The following is a 20539-nucleotide window of genomic DNA, read 5'->3' on the forward strand; positions in this document are numbered from 1 at the left end:
TCAGTTGGGTGCTGTGCTCCCGCTGCGGGCGCACGATCTGCGGCGACTGCCAGCAGCAGGCGCCCGTCGGCGTGCGCTGCCCCGACTGCGTGCGCGAGCTCGCCCAGGAGCAGCGCTCGCTGCAGCGCGAGACCCGGGTGGCGCATGGCGCGCCCCGCACCGCGGTCGGCCGGCGCACGCGGCAGTGGCTCGCGCAGCCGGCGCCCGTGACCATCGCCATCACGGCTGTCACGGCGCTGGTCGGCGTGCTGCAGATCCTGCCGGGCGACGTGGCCGGGGCGCTGATGTACTACCTGGGCTTCTCCCTGATCGAGCCGTGGCGGTTCGTCACCTACGCCCTCGTGCACGCGGGCGTGCTCCACTTCGCCTTCAACATGATCGTGCTCTGGATGGTGGGGCCGTCGATCGAGCAGCGCATCGGCAAGCTGCCGTTCCTCGTCGCCTACATCGTGAGCGCGGCGGGGGCTGCGGTGGCGGTGGCGTGGTTCACGCCGACGGCCGCGGTCGTCGGCGCCTCCGGCGCCATCTACGCGCTGTTCGGCATGATGATCGGCATGCAGCGCATGATCGGGCGAGTGCAGCCCGCGCTGCTCCTGATCGTCGGCGTCAACCTGGTCATCACGTTCATGTTCGGCGGCATCTCGTGGCCCGCGCACGTGGGCGGGCTGGTGATCGGGCTCGCGCTCGGCTTCGGCATCGGCCTGGTGCACAAGCGCCTGCGCGGCGACCAGGCCACCAAGGCGGCCTGGCTCGTCATCGGCGGCGTCGCGATCGTGCTCGCCCTGCTGTTCTGGTTGCGGATCGCGCTCATCCTCTGAGCGTTATCCACAGTTCTCTCCACAGCTGGGGAGAACTACACCGCTGTCATTCGATTACTTCCACTTGGTCGTCATGATGAAGCCCACGAACATGACGGCGAAGCCGATGACGATGTTCCACGCGCCGAGGGCGGGCACCGGCAGCGTGGTGCCCGAGATGTAGTAGACGATGACCCACAGGAATCCCACGATCATGAAGCCGAACATCACCGGCTTGAACCATGCCGGGTTCTGCTGCTCGTCGTGCGGGCTGCGCTCGCGGCTCTGCTTGGACTTCGCAGCCGATGCCTTCTCGACCGACTTCTCGCTGGAGCTCATGCAGCCCATGGTAATGCAGGCGCGCCGTAGGATTGTGCTGTGGCCAGGCAGCAGAGGGATCGCCGGCGCCGACCGCGGCGTCGTGCCACGTTCGCGAGCGTGCTCGGCGAGCTGCTGCTGACGCTCGGCGTGCTCGCGCTCGGCTACGCCGGCTGGCACCTCTGGCTCGCCGACGCGGTGCTGGGAGGTCAGCAGCAGGACGCCGCGAGGGTTTTCGCCTCCGAGCTCGGGCCGACGCGCGTCGCGCCGCCCGACGCGCAGCTGCGGACGGACGAGCCCCCGGTCGCCGCCGTGCCCGACGACACCGAATCGTTCGCGGTCATGTACATCCCTCGACTGGGCGCGTTCGAGCGCACCGTCGGGCAGGGCACGAGCCGTCTCGTGCTCGACTCGCTGGAGCAGGGTCTCGCGCACTACGCGGACTCGGCGATGCCGGGTGAGCGCGGCAACTTCGCCGTCGCGGGGCATCGCAATGGGCAGGGCGGCCCGTTCACGCACCTCGACGAAATGCGCATCGGCGATCGCATCACCGTGCAGACATCGACCGGGTGGTTCGTCTACGAGTTCCGCAATCACGAGTACGTGCCGCCGACGGGCGTCGGGGTCGTGGCGCCGGTGCCGCAGCAGAGGCAGACTCCCGCCGACGGGGCCTACCTGACGCTGACGACCTGCAACCCGGAGTGGTCAGCCGAGGGACGCCTGATCGCGTATGCCACGCTGGTCGGCTGGCAGAGCCTCGAGGACGGCATGCCGGCCGAGCTCGCCGAAGCGCTGGGGAGGGCGTGATGTACGCGGCGATCTGGCACGCGCTGCCCGGACCATGGCCCGTGCGGCTCGTGGTCGTGCTGGCGCTCGCCGCCGCCGTCGTGCTCCTGCTGGTCTTCCACGTCTATCCGTGGATCATGCAGGAGTGGTTCCCGACGCCCGATCCGGCGCTCGGCGCTGGCGCGCTCGTGCCCCCTCCGACAACACCGTCTCCGCTCTCGTCCACCTGGCCCGCATCCGCAGAGGAGCTCCCATGACCCGCATCCTCGTCGTCGACAACTTCGACTCGTTCGTCTACACGCTCGCCGGCTACCTGCAGGAGCTCGGCGCAGAGGTCGAGGTGGTGCGCAACGATCGCGTCGACGCGGCGACGATCGGGGAGTGGGATGCCGTGCTCCTCTCGCCCGGCCCCGGCGCACCGGTCGACGCCGGGGTGTCGATCCCGATGGTGCACGCGGCGATCGCGACCGGCACGCCGCTGCTGGGCGTGTGCCTCGGTCACCAGGCGATCGCCGAGGCACTCGGGGGCGTCGTCACGCATGCTCCCGAGCTGATGCACGGCAAGACCAGCCAGGTCGACCACGACGGCACGACGGTGTTCGCCGGACTGCCGAGCCCCCTGACCGCGACCCGCTACCACTCACTGGCGGTCATGGACGGCACCGTGCCCGCGGCGCTGCGGGTGACGGCACGCACGATGGGCACGCCGTCCGGCCTTGCGGGGCCGGCCGCTGAGGGCGTCATCATGGCCGTCGAGCACCGCGATGCGCCTGTCTGGGGCGTGCAGTTCCACCCCGAATCGGTGCTGACCGAGGGCGGCTATCGGATGCTCGGCAACTGGCTCGAGGCTGCGGGCCTGGCCGGTGCCGCGGCACGGGCCGCCGGTCGCGCGCCACTGGTCACGCTGGCGCCGCCGCCCGATCACGTGGCCTGACGCGCACGCGGCGCAGGCGCGCCGAAGCGGTGGGCGTCGGCTCAGCCGTCGTCGTCGCCGTTGCCCGGGTCGGGCTCCGGTTCCGGCTCTGGCTCGGGTTCCGGCTCTGGCTCTGGCTCTGGCTGGGGCTGCGGCGCCGGGTTCGCCGGCGGTGCGGGCTGCGGTGCAGGAGCGGGCTGCCCGTTGCAGTACAGCAGGGTGATGGTGCTGCCCTGCGGGTGATCGCCGGGCGGGAGCGACTGCTCGACGACCTCGCCGCCGATGCACCGGAGGGTGAAGCGGCGCTCCACGGTGAGGCCCAGCTCCTGCATCTCCGTGGCGGCCGCGCCGACCGGGCGCCCGATCACGTCACCGACGGTGACCAGCCCGTTGGAGAGCACCAGATCGATCGTGGCGCCCTGCGAGACGTCGGTGCCGGCGCTCGGATCGGTGCTGATGACGAGGTCTGCGGCGACGGACTGCGAGGTGGATCGCCTGACCTCGCCCACCGTGTAGCCGGCGGCCTCGAGCGCTTGCCGCGCCTGCGCCTCCGTGAGGTTCGCGACGCTCATGAGCGGCGCCGGTGGTGGCCCGTTGGAGACCACGAGCATGACGGCCGACCCGGGCGCGATGTTGATGCCCGCCTCCGGCTCGGAGCGCAGCACCGTGCCAGAAGGCGCGGCGTCGATCGTGCGACGCACCTCGGCGGTGAGGCTGGCCTGCTCGACGGCGGTGATCGCGGCTTCCTCCTGGAGGCCGACCACCTCCGGAACGGGCGTCGAGAGCCCGGCGATCGGCAGATTGCCGAGGCTGAACGCCCAGACGCCCGCGCCGACGACGAGCACGGCGATGAGGGCGACCGCGCCGATGAGCCACGCGAGATGCGGAGCCCGCTCGCGGGTGGCGATCGCCGTCGTCTCGGGCTCCGGCTCCTCCGCGGCGAGCGCGGCGAACATCGTCGTCGCAGCGCCGATCTCGGTCGGCGCGGTCACGGGCTTCTCGAACGGCACGAGCACCCCGTTGAGGGCATCGTCGAGCGCCTGCTTGAACTCGCCGGCCGACTGGAAGCGGTCGTCCCGGGGCTTCCGCAGCGCCTTCGCCACGACCGAGTCCATCTCGGGCGTGATGCCGGGCGTGATGGAGGACGTGGTGGGCGGCTCCTCGGCGACGTGCTGGTACGCGATGCCCACCGCGGTGTCGGCCTGGAATGGCGGCTTGCCGGTGAGCAGCTCGAAGAGGATGACGCCGGTGGAGTAGAGATCGGTGCGCGCGTCGACCGACTCGCCGCGCGCCTGCTCGGGAGAGAAGTAGCCAGCGGTCCCGAGGATGGTGCCCGTCTGCGCGACGTTCACGCTCGTCTCGCTCACGGCACGGGCGATGCCGAAGTCCATCACCTTGATCTGCCCGCCGGGCGTCACCATCACATTGCCGGGCTTGATGTCGCGGTGCACGATGCCGGCGCGGTGCGAGTACTCGAGCGCCGTCAGGATGCCCTTGGTGATGCGCACCGCCTCCGCCTCCGGCAGGGCACCCTCGGCGATGATGTCCTGCACCATGCGCCCGTCGACGTACTCCATCACGATGTACGGCACGGCGGCGGGTTCGCCCTCGGCGTCGACCGTGGGCTCCTCGCCGGCGTCGAACACCCGCACCACGGTCGGGTGCGACATGCGAGCCGCCGACTGCGCCTCCTGGCGGAAGCGGGTGCGGAACTCCGGATCCTTCGAGAGGTCGGGCTTCAGCAGCTTGACGGCCACCTGGCGATCGAGCCGGGTGTCGCGCGCCAGATGCACCTCGGCCATGCCGCCCTGCCCGATGAGATCACCGATCTCATAGCGGTCGCCGAGTGTGGACAACGACGCGATGATGCTGTCGGTCATCGCCGCTCCTCTCCTCGTGCGTGGGTCGGGATCGCCCCGGCTCGTGCAGGGATCGGTCGATTCTACGTCAGGCGTGGACTCAGGGTCCCTCGGGCGGCTCGACGGGCAGGGTCGGCTCCGGCGTGGGCTCCGGCGTCGGCTCCGGTGTCGGCTCCGGTTCCGGCTCGGGCTCGGGCTCCGACGCGGTCATGGTGAGCACAGGGGAAGATCCGCTCGTGAGTGTCTCGCCGCCCGCGATGTCGCAGCTGTAGGTGTACGACACGTCGTTGTCGCCGGCCGGCATCTCCGTGATGTTCAGCTGCGACCCGTTGATCTGCAGGGTCTGCGGCTCGCCGACGGCCCACTCGATCAGCACGTCGTAGCCGGCCAGCGTGTAGCCGGCAGGACAGGAGGCCGCATCCCAGACGACCGTGTACGCCTCGCCGGCGGTGAGGTCGGCAGGATCCTCATCGCCCTGCATGCGCGGTGCCGCACTGGGATCCTCGATGGCCGCGACCGGGGCGTGGATGGTGCCGGTCACCGTGGATCCCTCGGGCACGGGGCCGGTCGGGTCGACCGCGTAAATGCGCGCGACGTCCTCGGCGGACGGCGCCGGGTCACCCGTGGTGACGCTCGCCACCAGGTCGAGGGCCTCGATCGCGTTGCGGAACTCGGTCTCGGTCATGCCCTCGAAGTCCGTCAGGTCGATCGTCACGGAGCCCGGCTCGGTCGGCACCTGCGAGGTGTCGGTGGGCTGCGGCTCGTCCTGGTTGTTGTTCAGCATCATCCACACGATGGCGGCCCCGGCTGCGACGAGCAGCAGCGCGAGGATCACGACCGGCCAGATCCACGGGTTGGTGCGACGACGCTCGGTCGCGGTCCGCGACGTGGCCGAGGCGGCGAGCGGCAGGGCTGCGGTGACGGGCGTCGACTGCGTCGTGATGACGCGCGTCGCCGACTGCGTCGGGGAGTCGATGGTCGCGAACGAGTCGGTCGAGGCGATTCCGGGCACGATCGCCGCAGCACCGGCGATGTCGCCGCGGCGCAGCATCGTGGCCGCGCGCGACAGGTGCGCGGCAGAGGTCGGGCGGTCGGCCGGTGTCTTCGCGATGCAGGACAGCACGAGGTTGCGCACCGGCTCCGGCACGGTGCCCGGCAGATCCGGCGGCGCGTCGTTGATGTGCGCCATCGCGATGGCCACCTGCGACTCGCCCGTGAAGGGGCGCCGACCCGCGAGGGCCTCATAGGCGACGATGCCGAGCGAGTAGATGTCGGTCGACGGCGCCGCCTGCTGGCCCGATGCCTGCTCGGGCGAGAGGTACTGCACCGTGCCCATCACCTGACCGGTGGCCGTCAGCGGCACCTGGTCGGCGATCCGGGCGATGCCGAAGTCGGTGATCTTGACCCGGCCCTCGGGCGTGATGAGCAGGTTGCCGGGCTTGATGTCTCGGTGCACGAGGCCGGCCTGGTGGGCGGCATGCAGCGCAGCGGAGGTCTGCGCGACGATGTCGAGCACCTTGTCGGCCGAGAGCGTGCGGTCGCGATCGAGGATGGCGCTGAGCGGCTCGCCCGGCACCAGCTCCATCACCAGGAAGGCGCTGCCCTCCTCCTCGCCGTAGTCGAAGACGTTGGCGATGCCCTCGTGGTTCACGAGCGCGGCGTGGCGCGCCTCGGCGCGGAAGCGCTCCAGGAAGCCCGGATCGCCCATGTACTCGTCTTTGAGGATCTTCAGCGCCACGGTGCGCCCGATCACCTGATCGGTCGCCTGCCACACCTCGCCCATACCGCCGATGGCGATCCGGCTGGTCAGCTGGTATCGCCCACCGAAGGTGAGTCCGCTGGATGGTCTCATGAGTTCAGCACCGCCTCGATCACTGCTCTCCCGATTGGCGCGGCGATCACGTTTGAAGTGTCACCGACGATGTTCTCACCTGGCACGACCACAACAGCAACTGCCACGCTCCGGCCGTCCAATTCTCCGTACCCCGTGAACCACAGGTTGAAGGGCTCGTCGTTCTCGCCCGTCTCCGCGGTACCCGTCTTGCCGCCCACCTCGACGCCCGCGATCTGCGCGTTGGTCGCGAGCCCCTCGCGCACGCCCAGCTCCATCGTCGCGCGCATCTGCGCCGCGACATCCGCCGAGATCGGATTGCCCAGGATGCTCGGCTCGGGCGCAGCGACGACATCCAGATTGGGTGCCAGCACCCGATCGATCATGTTCGGCTGCATCATCGTGCCGTCGTTCGCGATCGCCGCAGTGGTCATCGCGATCTGCATCGGGGTGACCCGTACGTCGTACTGGCCGAAGGAGGTGAGCATGGTCTGCGCATCGTCGAGATCGCTCGGGTAGGTGCTGGGCGTGACGGCGAGCGGCACGGTGAGCGCGTCGCCGTAGCCGAAGGCCTCCGCCTGCGCCGCGATCGCATCCTGGCCGAGCTCCAAGCCGAGCTCGGCGAACGGGATGTTGCACGAGAGGATGAAGGCCGTCTCGAGCGTCACCGTCTCCCCGGGGCCGCAGGTGTCGCGCGAGGCGTTGCGGATCACGCTCGACGACTGCGGCAGCTGCAGCTCTGCGGGGTTGTCGAACTCCGACTCGAGCGTGAAGCGGCCGGACTCGAGCGCTGCCGAGAGCACGAGCACCTTGAACACCGAGCCCGGGAAGTACAGGTCGCCCGCGATCGCGCGGTTGAGGAGCGGCCCGCTGGGATCGCCCAGCAGCTCGTTGTAGACCTCGGTCACCGCCGCGGTGTCGTGGCTCGCGAACGCGTTCGGGTCGAACGTGGGGCTGGAGTGCAGCGCCAGCACATCACCGGTCTCGGGGTCGAGCGCGACGACGGCGCCCTCGCGGTCGCCGAGCGCTTCCGCCGCAGCGCGCTGCGCCGCCGAGTCGATCGTCAGCTCCACCGACGAGCCTCTCGCGTCCTGCCCGGTGAGCGTGGCGAGGATCTGATCGAGGAACTGGCTGTTGGCCGTGCCCGTGAGCTCCGAGTTCATGGCGCCCTCGATGCCGGTATTGCCCTGGCCGAGGGTGTTGTAGCCGGTGATGTGCGAGTAGAGCTCCCCCTGCGGGTACTGGCGCTGCCACTCGAACTGATCGTTGGACGGCTCCGACAGGGCCACCTGGACCCCGTCGACCACGATCGATCCGCGCTCGACCGCGAACGAGTCGTAGAGCGTCCGCGTGTTGCGCGGATCGGCGTGCAGCGCATCCGCCTGCACCGCCTGGATCATCGTCGACGAGCCGAAGAGGCCGACGAACATGATCAGCAGCAGGGTGCTCACGCGCCGGATCGGCCGGCGCATGCTCTGCTCACTCGAGACGTCGCTCATGCGATCCCCCTTCCGCGCACCGAGTCGCTCAATCGCAGCAGCAGCGCGACGATGAGCCAGTTCGCCAGCAGCGAGGAGCCACCGGCGGCCAGGAACGGCGTCGTCAGACCGGTCAACGGGATGAGCCGGGTGACGCCGCCGACGACGATGAACACCTGCAGCCCGATGACGAAGGCGAGGCCGACGCCGAGCAGCTTCGTGAAGTCGTCGGGGCCCTGGAAGCCGATGCGCATCCCGCGCGAGACCAGGATCACGTACAGGGCCAGGATGGCGAAGAGGCCGGTGAGGCCGAGCTCCTCACCCAGCGAGGGCACGATGTAGTCGCTGTTCGCGTAGGGGGTGAGCTCCGGCCGTCCGAGGCCGAGGCCGGTGCCGAGCACACCGCCGTGCCCCATCCCGAACACGCCCTGCACGATCTGGAACGAGCCGCCCTGCGCGCTGTAGACGTCCTGGTCGAACGCGTGCGTCCAGGCGTGGATGCGACGCTGCACGTAGCCGAGCGAGAAGTAGGCGGCGACGCCGCCCACCGCGACGAGCCCGACGCCGATGAACATCCAGGAGCGCCGCCCGGTGGCGACGTAGATCATCACCAGGAACAGGCCGAAGTAGAGCATCGCCGTGCCCAGGTCGCGCTGGAAGACCAGCACGAGCATGCACATGCCCCACACCAGCAGGATCGGACCCAGATCCCGCAGTCGCGGGAACCGGATGCCGAGGAATCGCTTGCCGACCACGGACAGCGAATCGCGGGCGGTCATGAGGTAGCCGGCGAAGAAGATCGCCAGGGCGATCTTGGCGAGCTCGCCAGGTTGGAACGAGGCGATGCTGCCGATGTTGATCCAGACGGTGGCGCCGTTGATCGTGCGCCCGAGGCCTGGGATGAGCGGCAGGATCAGCAAGATCAGCGCGATCGCCATCGCGAGGTAGCGGTAGCGCGCCAGCACGCGGTGGTTGCGCACGATCACGATCGCCGCGATCGCGATCACGAGCGCCATGCCGGTCCACAGGATCTGCCGGATCGACGCGGCATCCCAGCCGGTGACGCCGTCGGCGATGTCGATGCGATAGATCATCGCGATCCCGAGACCGTTGAGCACGGTGGCCACGGGCAGGATGATGGCGTCCGCCTCGCGTGCGACGATCCGCAGGGCGATGTGCATGGCGAGCGTCAGCACGCCCAGCCCCGCAGCCAGCTGCAGCGGCAGCAGGTCGACCCGCTGCAGCGCGCCCAGCTGCACGAGCACCATGGCGCCGCCGGCGAGCACCCAGGCGATGACGAGCAGGAAGAGCTCGAGGTTGCGGAGCTTGGCGGGGTTGCGGATGCGGACCTTGATGGCCTCGGTCACGTCGCGCAGCTGCACGATCCCGGTCTGCAGCGCATTGGGAGCGGTCTGGTCGGTCATGGCGACGGCTCCAATCGTTCGACGATCGCGCGAGCGGCCTCGAGCGATCCGGCCGAGATCGTCTGCTCGACGTTGCGCTGGTTGAAGGGCGTCAGGTCATCGATGGCGATATCCGTCTCCTGCACCTGCGTGGCCAGCACGAAGGGGCCGATCTGCTGCTGGATGCCCTGGTAGATCGCGACGTTGCCGGCGTCGTTGACGCCGACGAAGTAGCGATCCTGCGTCCAGCTGTAGAAGAGCGTGGAGACGACGAGGACGCCCACGACGACGACCATCGTGCCGATGCTCCAGATGATGCGGCGCGTGCGGCGCATCTGACGCTGCTCGGCGAGCAGCTCCTGCAGGAACTCCTCGCTCTCGGGCTCGAAGTGCTCGAAGGCCGGCTGCATGCGCGACTGACGCGGGTGCATGATGAGCTGGCCGAGGCTCACGAAGGTGCGCTCGGGCTCCACCGCCTCGTAGCTGATGGGCGCGGCGGCCGAGCCGACCGTGGTGGGCTCGATCGACGAGGAGCGGCGCTCGTCGATGTCGCACAGCACGACGGTCACGTTGTCGGGGGCACCGCGCGAGAGCGACTCGTTGACGAGCCGCTGCACGGTGGAGGGGGTGTCGAGGCCCTGCGCGAGGATGGTGCGGATGCGATCCTCGTCGACGTAGCTCGACAGGCCGTCGGAGCACACCAGCCAGCGATCGCCCGGCAGTGCGTCCTCGACCGCGACGTCGATCTCCGGGTCGTGCTCGACGTTGCCGAGGATGCGCATGACGACGTTGCGACGCGGGTGGTGCTCCGCCTCCTCGCGCGTGATGCGCCCGGCATCCACGAGCTTCTGCACGAAGGTGTGGTCGGTGGAGATCTGCTCGAGCGCGCCGACGCGGTAGCGGTAGATGCGGCTGTCGCCGATGTGGGCGATGCCCACCCGGTCGCCGACCCTGATGATGCCCGAGCCGGTCGTGCCCATGCCGGAGAGCTCGGGGTGCTCGAGCATCGCCTGCTGCAGGGCATCGTTGCCCTCGCGGAGCGCCTGCGCGAGCGCCTGCGCCGCCTCCTCCGCGGTCTCGTACTCGCGGTCCGCTTCCCGCGCCCTGCGCGTGACGATGGCGCTCGCCACGTCGCCGCCGGCGTGGCCGCCCATGCCGTCGGCGACGAAGAACAGCCGGGCGCCGGCATAGCCGGAGTCCTGGTTCTCGGTGCGGATCCGGCCGACGTGGCTGATCGCTGCGGACAGCGGTGTGCTCAAGCTCAGCGCCTCAGCTCGAAGGTCGTCGTGCCGATGCGCACGGAGCTGCCCACCTGCACAGGCGTCGATTCGCTGATGCGCTTGCCCTCGACGAAGGTGCCGTTGGTCGAGCCGAGATCCTGCACCACCCACTGGTCGCGCCAGCGCGCGATCTTCGCGTGGGCGTTCGAGGTGTAGTCGTCCTTGATCTGCAGCCCGCTGCCTGAGGAGCGACCGATGGTCATGCCCGTTTCCGGCAGCTCCAACTCGAGCCCGGCCTTCGGGCCGGAGGTGATCACGATGCGGGTCGCCTGCCCGGATGCCGGCTTGCCCGTTGACGCCGGGGCAGGAGCGCGCGCGGTCGCGGTCGTCGGTGCATCGGCTCCCGCCGGGGCCGAGCCGCTCTCGCGAGAGCGCGCGCTGCGGACCGCCACCTGCTGGAGCTGCGTGAGGCGCGGCCCGAAGAGGTCGCTGCGCAGCGAGTACAGGACGATGAAGATGAACAGCCACAGGAGGGCGAGGAAGCCGATCCTGATGATGATGAGAGTCAGTTCGCTCACGGGCGCTCCTTCGACTGCGCCAGCAGGCGGTAGACGATCCGCGTTGCTCCGATGTCGATGATCGAGTCGGGTTCGAGCAGCGCGTGCTTCAGCGCCCTGCCGTTGAGTGTCGTGCCGTTCGTGGAGCCGAGGTCGCTCACCTGGGCGCGCGTGCCGTCCCAGATGATCTCGGCGTGCTTGCGCGAGGCGCCGGCGTCGTCGACCGTGATGTCGGCGTCGGAGCCTCGGCCGATGATCGTGCGGCCCGTGCGCAGCATGTGGCGCTTGCCCTTGATGTCGACGACCGCCGTCCAGACGACCTCGCCGGCTTCGGCGTCGGATCGGATCTCGAGCATGCCGGTCGTCAGCGCCTCGTCGGGCTCCAGGCCCAGATCGACGGCGCCGGGGAAGGAGTAGCCCGACTGGCGCGCGTGCGCCTGCACGGTGTCGGAGAGCTCGTCCAGCAGCGAGTCGCCGAGCCGCCGCAGCTTCTGGAAGTCGGTGGGCGAGAGGCGCACGGTGAGCCGATTGGGCACCAGGATGCGGTCGCGGGAGACCACGCTCGCCTGCGTGTCCAGCTCGCGCTTGAGCGCGCTGGCGATCTCCACCGGCTCGACGCCGGAGCGGAACGTCTTCGCGAAGGCGCCATTGACGGCCTTCTCCAGACCGCGTTCGATCGAATCGAGGAATCCCATCGTGTGTCCTCACCTCCCTTCAGCCGCCGTTAGCGTACCTGCCGAGCCTAAGAACCTGATATTCTCGTCAAGTTGCCCGGTTCCGACGGGGCTTCGCGCGAGTGGCGGAATTGGCAGACGCGCTGGCTTCAGGTGCCAGTGTCCGCAAGGACGTGGGGGTTCAAGTCCCCCCTCGCGCACGATCGGCCCCGGGCTCCACCCCGGGGCCGTTCGGTTTGCCCGGGCGGTGCCGACCGGGCAGTGCCGACCGGGCCGCGCCTATCGGGCCGCGCGGTCCCGACGCGTCCCCAGCAGAGGGCGGATTCGGCGAACGCCGCGGGCGGAGGATCGATCGTCCTCCGCCCGCGACATCTCCTCTGTTCGGGCCGGGATCAGGGCTCGAGCACGACCTTGATGCAGCCGTCGTGCTTCTTCTGGAACAGCTCGTACATCTCGGGCGCGCGATCCAGCGGCACCCGGTGCGTGACCAGGTCCTCGGTGCCGAGCGGGTCGGCGGGATCCTCGACGAGCGGCAGCAGCGTGTCGCGCCAGGCGTGCACGTTGCACTGCCCCATGCGGATCGTGAGCTGCTTGTCGAACAGCGTCATCATCGGGATGGGGTCGGCCGTGCCGACGTAGACGCCGCTGAGCGACACGGTGCCGCCGCGGCGCACGGCATCGAACGCGGTCATCAGCGCCGTCAGCCGGTCGAGGCCCGCCTCCTGCATCATCGGCCGCGCCAGCGCGTCCGGCAGCATCCCGACGACCGCCTGCGCGGCGGCGGCTGCGCCCGCGCCGTGCGCCTCCATGCCGACCGCGTCGACGATCGCGTCGGGGCCGCGGCCGTCGGTCATCTCGCGCAGCGCCTCGACGGCGCCCTCCATGTCGATCGTCTCGACGCCGTGGCGCTCGGCCATCGCGCGACGCTCGGCGACCGGCTCGACCGCGATGACGCGGTGCCCGAGGTGGCGACCGATGCGCGCGACGAATTGACCGACGGGGCCCAGCCCGATCACGCCGAGCGTGTCGCCCGGCTCGAGGTTCGCATACGCCACGCCCTGCCACGCGGTGGGCAGGATGTCGCTGAGGAACAGGTAGCGGTCGTCCGGCAGCTCCTTGCCCACCTTCGTGGCGTTGAAGTCGGCCATCGGGACACGCAGGCGCTCGGCCTGACCGCCCGGCACGGAGCCATACAGCGAGGTGTAGCCGTACAGCGCTGCGCCGGTGCCCTGGTCGCGGTTCTGCGTCGTCTCGCACTGGGTGGTGAGCCCGCGGGCACACATGAAGCAGTCACCGCAGGCGATGACGAAGGGGATGACGACCCGGTCGCCGGGCTGCAGCTGGGTGACGCCGGAGCCGACTTCCTCGACGATCCCCATGGTCTCGTGCCCGAGCACGTCGCCCTTGCTGAGGAAGGGGCCGAACAGCTCGTAGAGGTGCAGATCGGAGCCGCAGATCGCGGTCGACGTGACGCGGATCACGGCGTCGGTGGGATGGTCGATCGTGGGGGAGGCGACCTCCTCGATCGTGAGTGTGCGCTTGGATTGCCAGGTGAGTGCTCGCATGCCGCGCACGCTACGCGGTCATGCTGAAGATCGGCCGATGCGATCCGCAGCACCCCGCGGCGCGTTCCACGGCCCGGGCGGCAGCGGCACGGATGCGGGCGGCAGCGGCGCCAGGTCGGCTCCGCCGCGGTAGGCGAAGTGCACGAGCACCCCGGCAAGCAGCGGCTGTAGCGCGCCGACGGTCGGCATCGGGTGGACTCCTGCCGGATCGGCGAAGGCGATGATGGCGGCGTAGGCAGGCATGCTCAGCACCGAGACGAGGACGCCCCCCGTTGCCCACGAGAGGATGCCGCGTTCGGTGCGCGCCCATCGCGCCGCGCCGACGGCACCGAGCGCCAACGGCACGACCATGATGGCGGCGACCAGTGCGGCAGCGACAAGCGGCGACGCCGGTCCGCCGGAAGCGGTGAAGGCGCGCCATGCCTCGTCGAGCGTCGCGCCGGGGGAACGACGCAGGGGCAGCAGCACCAGCGCGTCGAGCAGGCTGACCGCGACCGCGATCGCGCCGAGCACGGCTCCTGTGGCGAGCATTCGACGCCGTGCCGCGGGTCGCACCGACTCGACGACGGCGGGCTTTGGCGGCTTCGCGGCCTCGATGGTCAATGCGCTTGCCGCCATGCAGGCCGCGCCCGCCATCGCCCACCCGAACCAGCCGCCTCCGTCGCGGAGTGCGAGCGCGGCAGCGGCCGCCAGGGCAATCAGCCCGAGCAGCCACAGCGGTGCGGCGAACCGCACCGCACCGCCGATCGTGGTGGATGCGAGGCTCAGCTGCACCACTAGCACCGCCGAGTGCACGAATGCCGCGCCGGCCAGCAGCAGGGTGGCGATGCCGACCGGTGCGGCCCCGAAGGCGAGGAAGATCAGCATCATGGCGATCGTCGCGTGCAGGACCGCGGCATCGATGCGGAGGCGTGCCTGCAGGATGGCGTGCGCGGGGCTGGGCGCCTGCATGCGATCGGCGGTGATCGCGGTGCGCAGCGCACCCCAGGCGATCTCGCCGCGCCGCACGCCGACGACGTCGGCATGCGCGAGGTCGTGGAGCCATTCCTCCCGGTAGCGGTCCCGAACCGCCCAGGGCAGAGCCGCAGCGGCGAGCTCCACGACGCGCCTCATGCTGCTCCGCCCAGCGCCGGTCGAGGACGCCGCCCGACAGCACTCGAGGTCTGCGCCTGCGCGGAGGCGCGCGATGCTCGAGCCAGGCGCACCGCCTCCGCCGCCGGTTCGCGGGCTTCGGGCGTCAGGCGATAGAGCCGTCGTCGAGCGCCAGGACGATCGCCGTCGGACTCCCACTCGCTCGTCACCCACTCGTGCGATTCGAGCCGCTCGAGAATGGGGTAGACGGAGCCGGTCGGTCTGCTGATGGCGCCGGCGATCGCGAGTCCCCAGGTCGGCGCGTCCCGCTCCAGCAGGTGGGCGAGCACGTCGAGCGTCGCGGGGGTCATGCGAGCGAGCGGCCGAGGCATGCCGACAATCTACATATGTAGAGTTGCGGCGACAAGGGCACAGCGAAGGGGCGCCCCCGTCGCCGGAGACGCCCCTTCGCCGTGGTTCAGCTGGTGCGGCCGCCGCCGCCCGCCGGGAGCTGACCGTCGACGAGCTCCTTGTTCGGGTCGTTGACCTTGCCGACCAGATCCTGGCCGACGGCGATGCGGTCGACGTCGTCATCGCCGGGCACGATGTCGCCGCGCAGGCTGCGACCCGCGGTCTCGTTGAAGGTCAGGATCGCGGCGAGGCCGATGATGCCCGCGATCGTCATGTAGATGCCGGGGATCAGCGTGGAGCCGGTGCTCTGGATGAGCGACTCGTTGATCAGGCCGGCGGGGCCGCCGAGCAGCGACGTCGCCACGTTGTAGCCGAGCGCGAAGCCCGCGTAGCGCACCGCCGTCGGGAACAGCGCCGGCAGCGTCGCCGAGATGTTGCAGAGCAGCATCACGAGGAAGAGGCCGAAGATCGCAAGGCCCAGCACCTGCAGCACGACATTGCCGGTCTCCAGCAGCAGCACCGCCGGGATCGAGAACAGCACGAAGCCGGCGGCTGCGGTGAGCAGCACCGGCCGCCTGCCGATCCGGTCGGTGAGCGCGCCGAGCGGCACGATCGCGACCATCATCACGAGCTGCACGCCGACGAGCATGAGGCCCGCCTGCGTCGCATCCATGTCGAGCGAGGTGTTGAGGTAGGTGGGCATGTAGGTCAGCACCAGGTAGAACGCGGTGTTGATGAGGATCGTGATGCCCATGATCTTCATGAGCTGCTTCGGCTGCTTCGTGATGAGATCGCGCAGCACCTGCCAGGCGCTCGTGCGCGTGTCCTGCTCCTGCGCCTCGGTGAAGGTCTCCGAGTCGTGCAGGTTCTTGCGCATCAGCAGCGCGACGATGCCCAGCGGCAGGGTCAGCAGGAACGGCAGGCGCCACCAGCCGGCCTCCATGCCGTCGCTGCCGACGATGAACTCGAGGGTCGTCACGAGGATCGCCGCCATCGAGAAGCCCAGCAGCGTGCCGAACTCGAGGAACGAGCCCCAGAAACCGCGACGGTCGTCGGGCGCGTGCTCCGCCATGTAGACGGCGGCGCCGGCGTACTCACCGCCGGCAGAGAAGCCCTGGATGATGCGCAGCGTGAACAGCAGCACCGGGGCGAGCCACCCCACCATGTCGAAGGTGGGCAGGATGCCGATGCTCGCGGTCGAGACCGAGATCAGCAGGATGGTGAACACCAGCACCTTCTGGCGACCGATGCGGTCGCCGAGCGGGCCGAGCACGGCGCCACCGATGGGGCGGATGAGGAACGAGACGGCGAAGCCGAACAGCGCCCAGAGCACCGAGTTCTCGGAGCCGCCGAAGATCTGGTTGGCCAGGTGCACCGTGAGGTAGCCGTAGATGCCGTAGTCGAACCACTCGATGGCGTTGCCCGCCATCGCGCCCATGACCGACTTCTTGACGGTCTGGCGCTGGAGTGGCGAGAGGTCGTTCTCGCGGGTGATGGTGGGAGGCTCGTGCGCGGGGTGCGCGCCTCCTGCTGCGTTCTGCTCGGTCATGGCCGTGTCCCTTCTGGTGCTGCCGTGGGGGTCGTGCTGTGTCGTGCTTCGGTCAGGTGGTGGATGCGAGCTGGTGCAAGTGCATGAGCATGCGAGTGTACGCGCGCGCCGCGGTCGCCAGGTGGGCGATGCGCACGCGCTCGTTCGGCTGGTGCGCCTGGCCGGTGATGTCGCCCGGCCCGAGGATGATCGTCGCGCAGCCGTGATGGCGAGCGATGAAGCCGCCCTCGCAGGCCGCAGTCCAGGCCTCGACCGGAGCGGTCTCGCCCTCGGCCTGCAGGGCGGCCACTGCGCTCGCCACCAGGGGGTCGTCCGGGTCGGTCTCGAACCCCGGCATCTCCATCAGCAGACTCGCTTCGGCAGTGCATCTCGCGTCGACGATGCCCTCCTGCCGCACGGCTTCGGCGATCCCGGCGGAGAGCTGCTCGAGCGCCTGCGCGCCTGTCTCGCCGGGCATCAGGCGGCGGTCGACCAGCAGCATGCAGCGATCGGGCACGATCGAGGTGCCGTGCCCGCCTTCGATGCGGCCGACGTTCCAGGTCGCCGAGCCGAGCAGCCCCGACGCACCGGCACGCAGCCGTGCGTGGTCGTCGGCGATCCAGGTGGCGATGCGCGCGGCGGTGGTGATGGCACTCGCGCCGTCCTCCGGGCGGCCAGCGTGCGCGGCACGGCCCGCCACCTCGATCTCGAGGTTGGCGGCGCCGCGGCAGGCGATCACCACGGCCATGTCGGTCGGCTCCGCGACGATGCACGCGAGGTAGTGCCCCGGCGGTTCGGCGACGTGCGCCTGGATGCCGGTCGCCAGATCCTCCTCGTCGACCGTCACGAGCATCTCGAGCGGCAGTTCGGGGCGCACGTGGTTGACGGCGGCCATCGCCTGGAGCGCCGCGGCGATGCCGCCCTTCATGTCGGTGGCGCCGCGACCGGTCAGCCAGCCGTCATCGACGCGGGGGCTGAAGGGCGCCGCCACCCATCCCTCACCTGCGGGCACCACGTCGCTGTGGCCGAGCAGCAGCACCGCTGGTCGCTCCGGCGTCGGGTCGGGGCCGAACCGGATCGACAGGTTGGGTCGCTCCGGCGCCACCAGGGTGCGCGCGGTGCGGCCGCCGAGGCGCGACGCGATCGTCTCCAGCACGCGCACGGTGAGCATCTCGGTGCCACCGGGGTTCTCGCTCGCCGCGAGGATCAGCGAGGAGGCGTCCGCGACGATCGTGGCGTCTTCGATCAGCGCGAGCGCGCGCGCGAGGTCGGGCTCGTCGTGGGTCGGTTCAGCCGTCATCCGCTCTCCTTCACCAGCAGCGCTCGCGGCGCCGACGTGAGCACTTCCGCACCGGCGTCGGTGACCGCGATCGATTCGCTGAGCTCGCAGCCGTACCCCGACATCCACATGCCGGCAATCACATGCAAGCACATGCCGGCCTCGATGACCGTCTGCTCGTCGCCGCGGATCGAGACGGTGCGCTCGCCCCAGTCGGGCGGGTAGCCGATGCCGATCGAGTATCCGAGCCGGGAGGGCTTCTCCAGCCCCTCGGCGGCGATGTGCGACTGCCAGATGCTGTGCACCTCGGCGACGGTGCGGCCGGGGCGGATGCCGTCGAGCACCAGCTGCAGGCCCTCGGCGGTGACGTCGGCGAGGTGCGCGAGGCGATCGCTCGGTGGACCGAGCACGAGGGTGCGGGCGAGGGGCGCGTGGTAGCGGCGATGCGCGCCGGCGAGCTCGATGGAGATGGCGTCGGAGGCGCCCAGCCGCCGCGCGCTGAAGGTCATGTGCGGAGTGTCAGCCGACTCGCCCGTCGGAAGCATCGGCACGATCGCCGGGTAGTCGCCCTCGATGCCGTCGACGCCGGTGGTCTGGGCGAACTGGATGGCGGCTGCGATGTCGTTCAGGCGCGCCCCAGCGGCGACCGCGTCGATGCCCGCCTGCATCGCGGCGGATGCGACGCGGCCGGCCTTCCGCATGAGCTCGAGCTCGAAGGGGCTCTTGACGAGTCGCACCCAGTTGACCAGGTCGTGCGCGTCGACGAGCTGCCACTGCGGAAGGCCGCGCTGCAGCGCCAGGAACGACCGCACCGAGAAGAAGTGCGCCTCGCCCTCGTAGCCGATCCGCCCGCGCCCGCCGAAGCCGCGAGCGCGCAGCTGCTCCGCGGCCCAGTCGAACGGGTGCACGTTGCGCTGGTGCACGAGCGATTCCGGGTAGCCGAGGATGTGCTCGCGGGGTGTGGAGACCGCGCTGCGGTGGGCGCCGCCGGCATCCATCTCGCGCATGATGAGCAGCGGATCGCCCGACAGCGGCACGAACAGCAGCTGCGGCATGTAGAACGACCAGGCGTCGTAGCCGGTCAGGTAGTGCAGGTTGGCCGGATCGACGATCACGAGCCCGTCCAGGCCGCTGCGGGCCATGCGAGCGCGGGTGCGCTCGAGCCGATCCGCATACTCCGCCGGACTGCACTCCACGGGGCCTCCTCGATTGCGTGTGGTCACCCTACGACAGGGCTGGGCTCGTCAGCGCGCGCCGGGCGGTCACTCCCGCAAGGGCACGAAGGCGTAGGTGCCGCTGTCGGTGCGCGTCCGCGCGCGGCCTCCACGCACATCGACCACCTGCATGGCGCCCGCGACCGGCGCGACCATCCGGCCGCCGTCCGCGAGCTGCGCCACGAGCGCCTCCGGCGTGCGACCCAGGTCGGCGGAGACCAGGATGCGATCCCACGGGCCCTCGGCGGGCAGGCCGAGCACACCCTCGATCGCCTGCCGGATGCGCGGTGCGGTCGACGCCGATGCGATGCGGCCCGTCGCTGCGGCATGCGCGGCCAGGTTGGCGTTCCCCTGCTCCACGAGCTCTGGCACGAGCTCGACGCCGACGACCTCGGCTCCGAACTCGGCCAGGATGGCGGTCGTCCAGCCCGAGCCTGCACCGACGTCGAGCACCCGGTGACCGGCGCGCGCATCCAGCAGCTCGAGCATGCGCGCGACGGTCGACGGCTGTGAGTTCGTGGCATCCCAGCCGATCCGGACGGGGCTGTCGATACCAGCGAGGTGGCGGGCGGCCTCGGGAAGGAAGGTCGAGCGGTCGGCGGCTCGCATCGCCGCGCGCACCCGATCCGCCGCGTCCCGGCTGACAGGCAACCTGCTCATGCCTGGACGCTACGCCAAGACTCGGCGCCCGTCACGGCTCGGATCCGCGGCCGACGGGGGCAGAGAAGAAGCGATGCGGACTGGCTCATTGGCGCTTGCGCAAATGCAAGAACTGGTGAAGGCGCCTGGTCGGTCCGCATCGCTTGCTTGACCGTGACTGTACGCCGGAGACGACACATCCGCAATGGTCAGCGGGCGCGATGTGCAGAGCGGCGTCAGCGGCCCGCGAGCTGCGGCTTGCGGATGCCCGGGTGGGATCGCGGGATGGCCGCGAAGAGCACCCAGCCGGAGGCGGCGAGGCAGGCGATGATCAGCGGGTAGGTCAGCGCGGCGCGCATGATCGCGAGCCAGGTCGTCTCGTCGAGCCACCACAGCACCGAGAACACCGCGACCCGGATCACGTATTGCAGCACCCAGATCCATGACGCGCGCCGGTACGCCCGCAGCAGCACCGGATCCTTGCGCCATCGGGCCCCCGTGCCGATCAGGCCACCGACGATGACGCCCAGGAACGGCCAGCCGATCACGATCGAGACCACCCACGCGAGTGCGCTCGCGGCGTTCGAGAGCAACTGGATGAGGAAGAAGTTGCGGGCTTCGCCGGTGTAGTACGCGATCATCGCGGCGATCACGGTCGCCAGCATCCCGATGAAGACGGCTCTCGGCTTGCGGCGCTCGATGATCGAGGAAATGAGCACCGCGGCGCTCGCGATGACCGAGGCGATGACTGCGGTGAGCAGTTCGCCGCCCGAAGCGAGCCACGCCAGCAGGAACGCGAGCGGTGGCACGCTGCCCTCGACCGCAGCTCTACCGCCGCCGAGCAGGCGCGCGAGCGACTCCTCGCGAGTGGGGTCGCCGTCGGCGTCATAGCGCCCGCCGTCGAACGCGGCCGGCGCGAGCTCGGCGGCGTGCTGATCGCGAAGCGCGTCCTCGCTCGCGGGATCGAGTCCGGAGGGCTGGGCCACAGAAGTATTC

General features: G+C 70.3%; 20 protein-coding genes and 1 tRNA gene. 5 read left to right on the forward strand and 16 right to left on the reverse strand.

What is annotated here, in order from left to right:
• Positions 1-8: 8 nt before the first annotated feature.
• The gene (locus ABG090_RS00085; RefSeq protein ID WP_347755186.1) at positions 9-818 is read left to right on the forward strand and encodes a rhomboid family intramembrane serine protease; all 810 of its coding nucleotides are present in this window, start codon (positions 9-11) and stop codon (positions 816-818) included.
• A gap of 54 nt (positions 819-872) precedes the next feature.
• Here the strand turns inward: ABG090_RS00085 and ABG090_RS00090 are convergent, their stop codons facing one another.
• Complete coding sequence (locus ABG090_RS00090) at positions 873-1136, reverse strand: cell division protein CrgA (protein ID WP_347755189.1); 264 nt, start codon at positions 1134-1136, stop codon at positions 873-875.
• 39 nt (positions 1137-1175) lie between these two features.
• Here ABG090_RS00090 and ABG090_RS00095 point away from each other — a divergent pair, with 39 nt between their 5' ends.
• Genes ABG090_RS00095 through ABG090_RS00105 form a run of 3 tightly spaced genes read left to right on the forward strand, consistent with a single transcriptional unit; the run spans position 1176 to position 2835 of the window.
• A complete protein-coding gene (locus tag ABG090_RS00095) occupies positions 1176-1922 on the forward strand; it encodes a class E sortase (RefSeq protein WP_347755191.1) in 747 nt (248 codons plus the stop codon).
• Positions 1922-2158 carry a hypothetical protein gene (locus ABG090_RS00100; RefSeq protein ID WP_347755193.1) on the forward strand — a complete coding sequence of 79 codons (237 nt, stop codon included), beginning with the start codon at positions 1922-1924 and terminating at the stop codon, positions 2156-2158. The genes ABG090_RS00095 and ABG090_RS00100 overlap by 1 nt, the downstream gene beginning before the upstream one ends.
• Complete coding sequence (locus ABG090_RS00105) at positions 2155-2835, forward strand: gamma-glutamyl-gamma-aminobutyrate hydrolase family protein (protein ID WP_347755196.1); 681 nt, start codon at positions 2155-2157, stop codon at positions 2833-2835. Before ABG090_RS00100 ends, ABG090_RS00105 begins: the two co-directional genes overlap by 4 nt.
• A gap of 41 nt (positions 2836-2876) precedes the next feature.
• Here ABG090_RS00105 and pknB read toward each other — a convergent pair whose 3' ends face one another.
• From pknB to ABG090_RS00140, 7 genes are all read right to left on the reverse strand, one after another.
• A complete protein-coding gene (gene pknB, locus ABG090_RS00110; RefSeq protein ID WP_347755199.1) occupies positions 2877-4694 on the reverse strand; it encodes a Stk1 family PASTA domain-containing Ser/Thr kinase in 1818 nt (605 codons plus the stop codon).
• 79 nt (positions 4695-4773) lie between these two features.
• A complete protein-coding gene (locus ABG090_RS00115) occupies positions 4774-6525 on the reverse strand; it encodes a protein kinase (RefSeq protein WP_347755201.1) in 1752 nt (583 codons plus the stop codon).
• On the reverse strand, positions 6522-8003 hold the full coding sequence (locus ABG090_RS00120) for a penicillin-binding transpeptidase domain-containing protein (protein WP_347755203.1): 1482 nt from the start codon (positions 8001-8003) through the stop codon (positions 6522-6524). Before ABG090_RS00120 ends, ABG090_RS00115 begins: the two co-directional genes overlap by 4 nt.
• Positions 8000-9406: an FtsW/RodA/SpoVE family cell cycle protein gene (locus ABG090_RS00125; RefSeq protein WP_347755206.1), complete on the reverse strand. Its 1407-nt coding sequence runs from the start codon at positions 9404-9406 to the stop codon at positions 8000-8002. The genes ABG090_RS00120 and ABG090_RS00125 overlap by 4 nt, the downstream gene beginning before the upstream one ends.
• Complete coding sequence (locus tag ABG090_RS00130; RefSeq protein WP_347755209.1) at positions 9403-10644, reverse strand: protein phosphatase 2C domain-containing protein; 1242 nt, start codon at positions 10642-10644, stop codon at positions 9403-9405. Before ABG090_RS00130 ends, ABG090_RS00125 begins: the two co-directional genes overlap by 4 nt.
• Before the next feature lie 2 nt (positions 10645-10646).
• The gene (locus tag ABG090_RS00135) at positions 10647-11183 is read right to left on the reverse strand and encodes an FHA domain-containing protein (RefSeq protein WP_347755212.1); all 537 of its coding nucleotides are present in this window, start codon (positions 11181-11183) and stop codon (positions 10647-10649) included.
• Positions 11180-11857 carry a DUF3662 and FHA domain-containing protein gene (locus ABG090_RS00140; RefSeq protein ID WP_347755215.1) on the reverse strand — a complete coding sequence of 226 codons (678 nt, stop codon included), beginning with the start codon at positions 11855-11857 and terminating at the stop codon, positions 11180-11182. The genes ABG090_RS00135 and ABG090_RS00140 overlap by 4 nt, the downstream gene beginning before the upstream one ends.
• A 95-nt stretch (positions 11858-11952) precedes the next feature.
• Between ABG090_RS00140 and ABG090_RS00145 the strand changes: the two genes are divergently transcribed.
• Positions 11953-12036: transfer RNA gene (locus ABG090_RS00145), tRNA-Leu, on the forward strand.
• 192 nt (positions 12037-12228) lie between these two features.
• On the opposite strand, the gene ABG090_RS00150 is transcribed toward ABG090_RS00145, so the two are convergent.
• The 8 genes from ABG090_RS00150 to ABG090_RS00185 form a co-directional block, all read right to left on the reverse strand.
• Positions 12229-13401, reverse strand: a complete 1173-nt coding sequence (locus tag ABG090_RS00150; RefSeq protein ID WP_347755217.1) for an alcohol dehydrogenase catalytic domain-containing protein — start codon at positions 13399-13401, stop codon at positions 12229-12231.
• 18 nt (positions 13402-13419) lie between these two features.
• On the reverse strand, positions 13420-14514 hold the full coding sequence (locus ABG090_RS00155) for a hypothetical protein (RefSeq protein WP_347755220.1): 1095 nt from the start codon (positions 14512-14514) through the stop codon (positions 13420-13422).
• Entirely contained in the window at positions 14511-14864 is a 354-nt protein-coding gene (locus ABG090_RS00160; protein WP_347755222.1) for a PadR family transcriptional regulator, read from the reverse strand. The genes ABG090_RS00155 and ABG090_RS00160 overlap by 4 nt, the downstream gene beginning before the upstream one ends.
• Positions 14865-14950: 86 nt before the next feature.
• On the reverse strand, positions 14951-16432 hold the full coding sequence (locus ABG090_RS00165) for an MFS transporter (protein ID WP_347755224.1): 1482 nt from the start codon (positions 16430-16432) through the stop codon (positions 14951-14953).
• A 52-nt stretch (positions 16433-16484) separates the two neighbouring features.
• Entirely contained in the window at positions 16485-17711 is a 1227-nt protein-coding gene (locus ABG090_RS00170; protein ID WP_347755227.1) for a M20/M25/M40 family metallo-hydrolase, read from the reverse strand.
• Positions 17708-18886: a M24 family metallopeptidase gene (locus ABG090_RS00175; protein ID WP_347755230.1), complete on the reverse strand. Its 1179-nt coding sequence runs from the start codon at positions 18884-18886 to the stop codon at positions 17708-17710. Before ABG090_RS00175 ends, ABG090_RS00170 begins: the two co-directional genes overlap by 4 nt.
• A gap of 66 nt (positions 18887-18952) precedes the next feature.
• A complete protein-coding gene (locus tag ABG090_RS00180; protein WP_347755232.1) occupies positions 18953-19564 on the reverse strand; it encodes a protein-L-isoaspartate O-methyltransferase in 612 nt (203 codons plus the stop codon).
• A 215-nt stretch (positions 19565-19779) separates the two neighbouring features.
• On the reverse strand, positions 19780-20529 hold the full coding sequence (locus ABG090_RS00185; RefSeq protein WP_347755235.1) for a DUF3159 domain-containing protein: 750 nt from the start codon (positions 20527-20529) through the stop codon (positions 19780-19782).
• Positions 20530-20539: the final 10 nt, after the last annotated feature.

Source organism: Agrococcus sp. ProA11, from assembly GCF_039880525.1.
GTDB lineage: Bacteria > Actinomycetota > Actinomycetes > Actinomycetales > Microbacteriaceae > Agrococcus > Agrococcus chionoecetis.